Origin of the sequence: Rhodoplanes tepidamans, from assembly GCF_030813915.1 — a bacterium.
In the GTDB taxonomy this organism is placed as follows: domain Bacteria; phylum Pseudomonadota; class Alphaproteobacteria; order Rhizobiales; family Xanthobacteraceae; genus Rhodoplanes; species Rhodoplanes tepidamans.
Map to the genome: position 1 here is coordinate 21134 of NZ_JAUSUJ010000044.1, position 6677 is coordinate 27810.

Below are 6677 nucleotides of genomic sequence, written 5' to 3' on the forward strand. Positions count from 1 at the left end.
CCGTCCGACGGACGTCTCGTCCCGCCGGACCGTCTCGTCTTCATGCGTCTTCGTTTCTTCATGCGTCTTCGTTCTTCTTCTTGGTCGTTCTTCGTCGTCGTCTCTCGTTCCGTCTCCTCGTCGTTCCGCTCCGTCTCGGGTCTCGCGCGTCCGCGGCCTCGTCCGTCCGGGCGCGTCCACAGGGGAATGCCATGCTGTCGATCGTTCGCGCGCTCGTCGTCGCGGTCGCGGCCGGCGCGCTCACGGCTGCCGCCGTGCCCGCGTCCGCCCAGACCTTTCCGTCCCGTCCCGTCACCTTCGTGGTGCCGTTCGCGCCCGGCGGGTCGACCGATACGGTCGCCCGCATCGTCGCCCAGGCGGCCGGCGGGCCGCTCGGGGTGCCGACCGTGGTGGAGAACCGCACCGGCGGCGCCGGCGTGGTCGGCTGGAGCGCGGTGGCGCGCGCCGCGCCGGACGGCCACACGCTGCTGACCCTGGAGATGTCGTTCACCATCGCGGCCGGGCTGATCCCGACGCTGCCGTTCGATCCGCGCAAGGGCTTCGTGCAGGTGACGACGGCGGTCGAGAACCCGCACGTGATGGTGGTCAATCCCGACCTGCCGGCGAAGACCGTCGCCGAGCTGATCGCGCTGCTGAAGGCGAATCCCGGCAAGTACTTCTTCGGCTCGGGCGGCAACGGCACCAACACCCACATGGGCGGCGAGCTGTTCAAGAGCCTCGCCGGCGTCGACCTCGTGCACGTGCCGTATCGCGGCGCCGGGGCGGTGCTGCAGGATCTGGTCGCCGGGCAGGTGCAGGTCCTGGTGACGTCGCTGCCGACCGCGCTGCCGCTGATCCAGTCCGGCAAGCTGCGGCCCCTGATGGTCGCCGCCGCGAAGCGCTCCCCCGTTCTGCCCGAGGTGCCGACCGCCGCCGAGGCCGGGCTGCCCGGCATGGTGATGAACTTCTGGGTCGGCTTCGCCGTGCCGGCCGGCACGCCGGCGCCGGTCGTCGCGCGGCTCAACACGGACATCCTGGCCGGCCTCGCGCAGCCCGACACGAGGAAGCGCCTCGCCGAGCTCGGCATGGAGCCGGTCGGCAACACGCCGGCCGAGGCCGAGGCGCTGATCGAGTCCGAGATCGCCCGCTGGAGCGCCATCGCCAAGGCGGCGAACATCAAGATGCAGTAGGGCGGGGGCCCCGGCGCGGCCCGGCCGGCGGCGCGGCCGGCCGCGCCGCCGCCGCGCTCAGTGCGCCGGGTACTTGGCCGGATCCGCCATCTTGCCGGTGAGGGCGGCGAGGTCGGCGGCCGAGGCCTTGTCGTCGTAGACCCCGGCGGCCACCTGGAGGCCGGTCGAGAAGGCGATGTCGGCGCCGAGCGCGTAGGAGATTTTTCGCGACACGCCGCCGGCGCCCGGCCGGGTCCACAGATACTCGACCCAGCCGCCGCGCCTGTCGCCGCCCGCCTTGCACAGATCCCGGAAGATGAAGCGGCCGCCATTGTCGGTGATCTGCATGATCGGCCGGCCGACCAGATCGGGCCGCAGCGGATGCGCCACCATGCGGTCGAGCCGGCAGTCGTAGACGAACACGTAGGAGTCCTTCCACACCCAGCGGCCGCTGGCGTTGTTGAACTCGGCGATGCCCGAGGCGCCCTTCTCGTTGAGGAAGCGCGCCGCGCCCCACACCTTCGCGACCACCTCCTCGGGCGTGGCGGTGTCGTCGCCGGCGACGGCGGGCGGCGCGGCGGCGCCGCAGAGGGCCGCCGCGAGCGCCGCGGCGATCAGCTTCGATGCACGCATGATGGGTCTCCGATCTCGGTTGCAGTGCCGGCGGCAGGCGCTCAGCCCTTGGCGCCGGCGACCTCGAGGGCCGCGACCGGTGCCGCGGACGGACGCGGCGCGGCGGCGGCGACCGGCGCGGCCGGGGCGCGCAGCCACGGCTTCCCCACGGGGAGGACGTCGCGGCCGAACACGTCGGCGAAGATCAGATGCGCCATGATGTACCAGGCCATGGCGGCGCACAGCATCAGCTCGTAGCCGGCCACGACGGTCAGCTCCGGGAAGCCGAAATGCGCGAGGTCGAGCAGCACGAAGCCGCCGAGCAGCAGCGTGAAGGTCAGCGCCAGCGCGCCCGAGATGCGCATCGCCCCGACCCACAGGATCGCCGTGAACAGCGTCCAGGCGATCAGGAACCAGCCGATGTCGCTCTTGCTGGAGACGTAGAGATTGTAGTGGTTGCCGATCAGCAGCAGCGCCAGCGCGATCCAGAAGCAGCCATAGGCCGTGAAGGCGCAGTAGCCGAAATTGTTGCCGGTCTTCTGCTCCTGCAGGCCGGCGACCATCTGGGCGAGGCCGCCGAAGATCAGCCCGAGCCACACCACCGGGCCGATGCCCATCCAGCCGACATTGTGGAACTGCAGCACCATCGTGGTGAGGCCGAACCCGGCCAGCCCGACCACGGCGGGATTTCCGACTTTCTGCTCTGCCATGCGACGCACTCCCCCTGAGCGGGCCGCGACGTGACGCAGCGCGACCGCGCGCATCCAACTATGCCGAGGCGACTCCGGGGCTGCAAGCGGAGGGTGTGTTCGTGATATTGCGTGAATAAAGGTTGTTGTCTCATGTGCTGGGAATTCTGATCACGTCCGCGGCGGGGCAATCGAATGTCGACCACGAGCGGGCGTGGCGACCGCCTGGCAACGGACCGGGCCGCTGGCGTCATACGTCCAGCTCGTAGCCCGGGTCGAGTGAAACGAAACCCGGGATCTGTGGCGCCGTCCGCCCCCGGATGTCGCTCGCGCTCCATCCAGGCTACGGGGGCGGCCGACGCGCGCCGCGCCCGCTCAGCTCGCCTTCAACAGGCTCGCGACCGAGACATCCTCGTCGAGATCGGGCCAGTGGATGCCGTGGCCGCGGCCGATCAGCCGCCAGTTGCCGCGCTGTGCCGTGGTCGCGTCGAGCAGGCGTGGAAACCACACGAGCGGGGCCGCGACCTCGCGCCCGTCCTTGAGCGTGACGACCAGGCGATCGTCCGTCACGGTGACGGCCACGGCGGTCGGATCACGCTTCACGGCCGAAATGGACATGCCACGCCTCCAGATAGTGGCCCGTACAGAAAGAACGGGAATCCCGGGTGGGAGCGTGCCAATATCCCGGCTTTCGCTGCGTTCTAACTAGGCATTTCTCGCTTATAAAAGAAATTCACTTTATTGTACTTCAGGCAGACCGGATTTCTACCGGCACCTCCGACCGCCCCTGTGATGTGGGAAACAATCAGGTTGATCTCGTCACAGCCATGGGCAAAGCTCGTACTTCTCTTGCAAATAGGCGAGTCGCAGGTGAGCGTCTACGATCACAAACCGGCCCGGTTTCTTGAGAAATTACATTTCGAGGCCGGACATCCAGCCGCTGGCATTTGTTGTGCGGGGTTCGAACTCAGAGCATGGCGTTGTAAGCCGTTTGCTGAGCATCTAATCGAATGGCTTCCGGAATACGCACTTCCCGAGGAAGAGTTGGCGGTGACGCATGGCAACATGTACGTCAAGCTGAGACAGGCGGCCATCCGGGTCTATACCAGTGAAAAGTACAAGCGACGCGGTGAAGCTGGAGAGATAACACTTCATGCAATTTGTCGTGACTACTTTGGTACGCTGCCCATCTCGCCTCGCGTTTTCTATAAGAGTGCGACAAATGATGTCGTGAAGGCATTCGACATGGTGCATGCCCGCTTTCCTAAGAAAGGGGGTGTCGAACTGTGGCTCGGAGAATCGAAACTCTATACCAACACTATCAAGGCGATCACTGAAGCAATCAAGTCGGTCACGGACCACCTTCAACAGGGCTTCCTCACAGAACAGAAGCTTTTGCTTGGGCCGCAAATCTCGCGCACCACACCTCGTTACGCCGAACTCATGCAGCTGTTCAAGCCGCAGACTAGTTTGGACAGATTTGTAGACGCAGCCGTTTTCGTTATAGGGATTCTCTCCAACAGCGCAGCTTGCCGATCGGCGAACAAGGTCGACGATGCTTACAGATCTGCGCTGCTACCGGAACTTCAGGCGATCACTCGGCAGCTCGGAAGGTCGGGCCTAACCAAGAAAATACGCATTGTACTTATTTACGTTCCGCTCGGGGATAAAAGCGCCTTCGTCAAGGAATTCGACGGAAAGCTGAAGGGGCTCCAATGACGGTCTCCCAAGAGCAGTGGGGAGAGATAGAGGGGCTACGAGGGTCTATCCTCAAAGCTCGCATCTTTTCAATTTTACAGGAAACCGCACACGACATCCAGACTCGAGATGTGGACGATCCAGAAGTTCTGAACGTCGTGCCAAGGCTTGCCCATTTGATTGAGACACGTGAGGAGCTTGCGTCATATCGCGAGGCGTTTGGAGCGCTCGCAAGGGCAGTTGGGTTATGGAACTATATCGACAAGGATACTGCGGATTACCGCGACGCCATCGTTGCTGATGCGGTGACCGCCGAGGAGCTCGGCGGGATCACATTCCATCGAGAGCAGATTGGCGCGCTGAACACGTTGCTTTCTGGGAGAAATTTGGTTCTAAGCGCTCCCACCAGCTTCGGAAAGAATCTATTGATCGATGCTTTGCTTGCGACCAATCGTTACAGGCGGGTCGCGATCGTGCTTCCAACTATTGCCCTATTGGATGAATTCCGTCGCCGAATAGAGCGACGATTTCAGGATAAGTTTACACTTATCATGTACCATTCCCAAGAGGCTCCTTCAGACGGGAACGTCATTTTTCTTGGGACTCAAGAGCGGCTGCTGCACCGACCGGACCTAGGACGCCTGGATCTTGCAGTCGTAGATGAGTTCTATAAACTCGATCCTAGTAGGCATGACGATCGGAGTTCCACGTTGAATGCGGCGGTTTATCAGCTGCTTCGCCGCTCGAACCAGTTCTTTTTTCTCGGACCAAACATAGAAACAGTCCGGTATTCGGCTGACAATCGCTGGAAGTTCGAGTTTCTGCACACTCGTTTTGCAACAGTGGCAGTGGATACGTTCGACCTCAGGCGGGTTCAGAACAAATCGGCACGTCTGACGCAGGAATTGCAGCAGAAGAAAAACTGGCCTGCACTCGTGTTTATCTCGTCTCCTGATAGAGCAAACAAGCTTGCATCGGACCTCGTCAAAAACAACTCATTTGCTGCGGTGGAAGCGTCCGCGCAATGGATCAGTGAGAACTTTGGGGAAAATTGGGAACTCAGCAAGGCTGTTGCAAAAGGGGTCGCCGTCCACCACGGTCGAATCCCGCGGTCGCTCGCCTCGCATTTCGTCCGGCTGTTCAACACGGGTGAAATTCCAGTTCTGATCTGTACTTCAACTCTTATCGAGGGTGTGAATACTGCGGCAAAGTCAGTGCTCATCTTTGACAAGTCAATTAACCGGCGCGACTACGACTTCTTCACGTTTTCGAACATCCGCGGGCGTGCGGGCAGACTCGGCCAGCACCATATCGGAGCTGTGTATCTCTTCCATGCTCCGCCGGACCAAGAGACAATCGAGGTGGAGCCACCGCTCTTTGGTGACCTTGATGAAGCTCCCGACGAGTTGGTGGTGCATATTTCAGACGAGGACACGTCAGAGGCCATCAGTGATCGTGTCGCGGAACTCGCAAGAACGATGGACCTCACGCAGGAAGAACTCCGACTGGCGTCTTCCGTCGGACTTGAGGACGCAATAGCGCTCAAGCAGCAGACCGAGGCTGCGTCTCGGCACCGCGCTCATATTCATTGGAATAGATTTCCTAGATACGACGAGATCCTTGCCGTCGCTAATATTATCTGTTCAGTTAGGCGGCCGAGCGAATTCGGCTGTAAAAGTGCGGCGCAGCTCGCTGTGTACCTCTCCAATCTTCGGTCTCACGCTATGCTGAAGGGATTCTTCCTTTGGCATAGCAGCTCGTACCAAGGTGATCCTAGCGGGTATGATGGCGTATTCCGCTTTTTGCGCGCCTGTGAGTATGGGCTTCCACAGCTTTTTGCGGTCGTTGAAATGTTCGCTAAGCGCCAAAACTCTAATACGAGCTACAGTTTGTACCTTGCCGAGATGCCGAGATGGTTCCGGGCTGAAGTGCTCAAGAATTTGGACGAACAGGGCGTGCCGGTCCAGATATCAGAGCGATTTTTGCGCCGCGGGGACTCTATTGATAGTTTGCGCCGCCGTCTCCTCCACGAGGCGAGCAATCCTCGAAGCGCTCTCACGTCTTTTGAAAGGCAATGGGTGGTCGATGCGCTACAGGTCTAGAAGGATGTTGAATTCCGATTTCCGTCGTTCCGGGGCGGCCGAAAGCTGGAAACAGAACAAAATACCTAGCCGCCGCTGTTCATCCAGTCGATGAATTCCTGCCAACTAACTTTTGGTCCAGTCGCCGCTTTTCCATTACACCACGTAAGGCCCGTCTTCGTAATCTGGATGTCCCCGAGATGCTTGCCCCCCTCATAAACATCAAGGGTGACCCCCTTGTTCTTGACCTCTAGATCAAGCCCAAACTCTTTGATCTTCACTTTCTTTGCCGCCATCGTGCACCTCCGTAGTTTCCGCCAAGCGTATAGATGCTGCGGGCCAAAAGCGAGCGGCGTAAGCGTCGTTTTCAGGCCACGGCTTTGAGGGCTTGCGGCGGGGCGTAGGCCCAGGGCAGCAGGTCGTCGATGCGGCTGTTGGGGTGGCCGTCG

Annotated in this window: 7 protein-coding genes; 3 read left to right on the forward strand and 4 right to left on the reverse strand. The window is 61.4% G+C overall.

Annotated elements, in window-relative coordinates; all coding sequences use genetic code 11:
• Positions 1 to 191: 191 nt before the first annotated feature.
• Positions 192 to 1169 carry a Bug family tripartite tricarboxylate transporter substrate binding protein gene (locus J2S22_RS30115; RefSeq protein WP_272780329.1) on the forward strand — a complete coding sequence of 326 codons (978 nt, stop codon included), beginning with the start codon at positions 192 to 194 and terminating at the stop codon, positions 1167 to 1169.
• 57 nt (positions 1170 to 1226) lie between these two features.
• Here J2S22_RS30115 and J2S22_RS30120 read toward each other — a convergent pair whose 3' ends face one another.
• The 3 genes from J2S22_RS30120 to J2S22_RS30130 form a co-directional block, all read right to left on the reverse strand.
• Positions 1227 to 1781, reverse strand: a complete 555-nt coding sequence (locus J2S22_RS30120) for a cache domain-containing protein (protein ID WP_272780328.1) — start codon at positions 1779 to 1781, stop codon at positions 1227 to 1229.
• A 41-nt stretch (positions 1782 to 1822) separates the two neighbouring features.
• A complete protein-coding gene (locus tag J2S22_RS30125) occupies positions 1823 to 2470 on the reverse strand; it encodes an acetate uptake transporter (RefSeq protein WP_272780327.1) in 648 nt (215 codons plus the stop codon).
• 354 nt (positions 2471 to 2824) lie between these two features.
• Positions 2825 to 3067, reverse strand: a complete 243-nt coding sequence (locus J2S22_RS30130; RefSeq protein ID WP_272780326.1) for a DUF2442 domain-containing protein — start codon at positions 3065 to 3067, stop codon at positions 2825 to 2827.
• 252 nt (positions 3068 to 3319) lie between these two features.
• On the opposite strand from J2S22_RS30130, the gene J2S22_RS30135 reads away from it, so the two are divergent.
• Together J2S22_RS30135 and J2S22_RS30140 are read left to right on the forward strand one after the other, a co-directional pair.
• Positions 3320 to 4168 (forward strand): HamA C-terminal domain-containing protein, encoded by an 849-nt coding sequence (locus tag J2S22_RS30135; RefSeq protein WP_272780325.1) that lies wholly within the window; start codon positions 3320 to 3322, stop codon positions 4166 to 4168.
• Entirely contained in the window at positions 4165 to 6249 is a 2085-nt protein-coding gene (locus J2S22_RS30140; RefSeq protein WP_272780324.1) for a DEAD/DEAH box helicase, read from the forward strand. The genes J2S22_RS30135 and J2S22_RS30140 overlap by 4 nt, the downstream gene beginning before the upstream one ends.
• Positions 6250 to 6314: 65 nt before the next feature.
• Here the strand turns inward: J2S22_RS30140 and J2S22_RS30145 are convergent, their stop codons facing one another.
• Positions 6315 to 6524, reverse strand: a complete 210-nt coding sequence (locus J2S22_RS30145) for a hypothetical protein (RefSeq protein WP_307155916.1) — start codon at positions 6522 to 6524, stop codon at positions 6315 to 6317.
• Positions 6525 to 6677 lie beyond the last annotated feature (153 nt).

Bases quoted from the DNA above. Each gene is read 5' to 3' on its own strand.
- J2S22_RS30115 (WP_272780329.1), top strand. From the start codon at position 192: ATGCTGTCGATCGTTCGCGCGCTCGTCGTCGCGGTCGCGGCCGGCGCG.
- J2S22_RS30130 (WP_272780326.1), bottom strand. From the start codon at position 3,067: ATGTCCATTTCGGCCGTGAAGCGTGATCCGACCGCCGTGGCCGTCACC.
- J2S22_RS30125 (WP_272780327.1), bottom strand. From the start codon at position 2,470: ATGGCAGAGCAGAAAGTCGGAAATCCCGCCGTGGTCGGGCTGGCCGGG.
- J2S22_RS30145 (WP_307155916.1), bottom strand. From the start codon at position 6,524: ATGGCGGCAAAGAAAGTGAAGATCAAAGAGTTTGGGCTTGATCTAGAG.
- J2S22_RS30140 (WP_272780324.1), top strand. From the start codon at position 4,165: ATGACGGTCTCCCAAGAGCAGTGGGGAGAGATAGAGGGGCTACGAGGG.
- J2S22_RS30120 (WP_272780328.1), bottom strand. From the start codon at position 1,781: ATGCGTGCATCGAAGCTGATCGCCGCGGCGCTCGCGGCGGCCCTCTGC.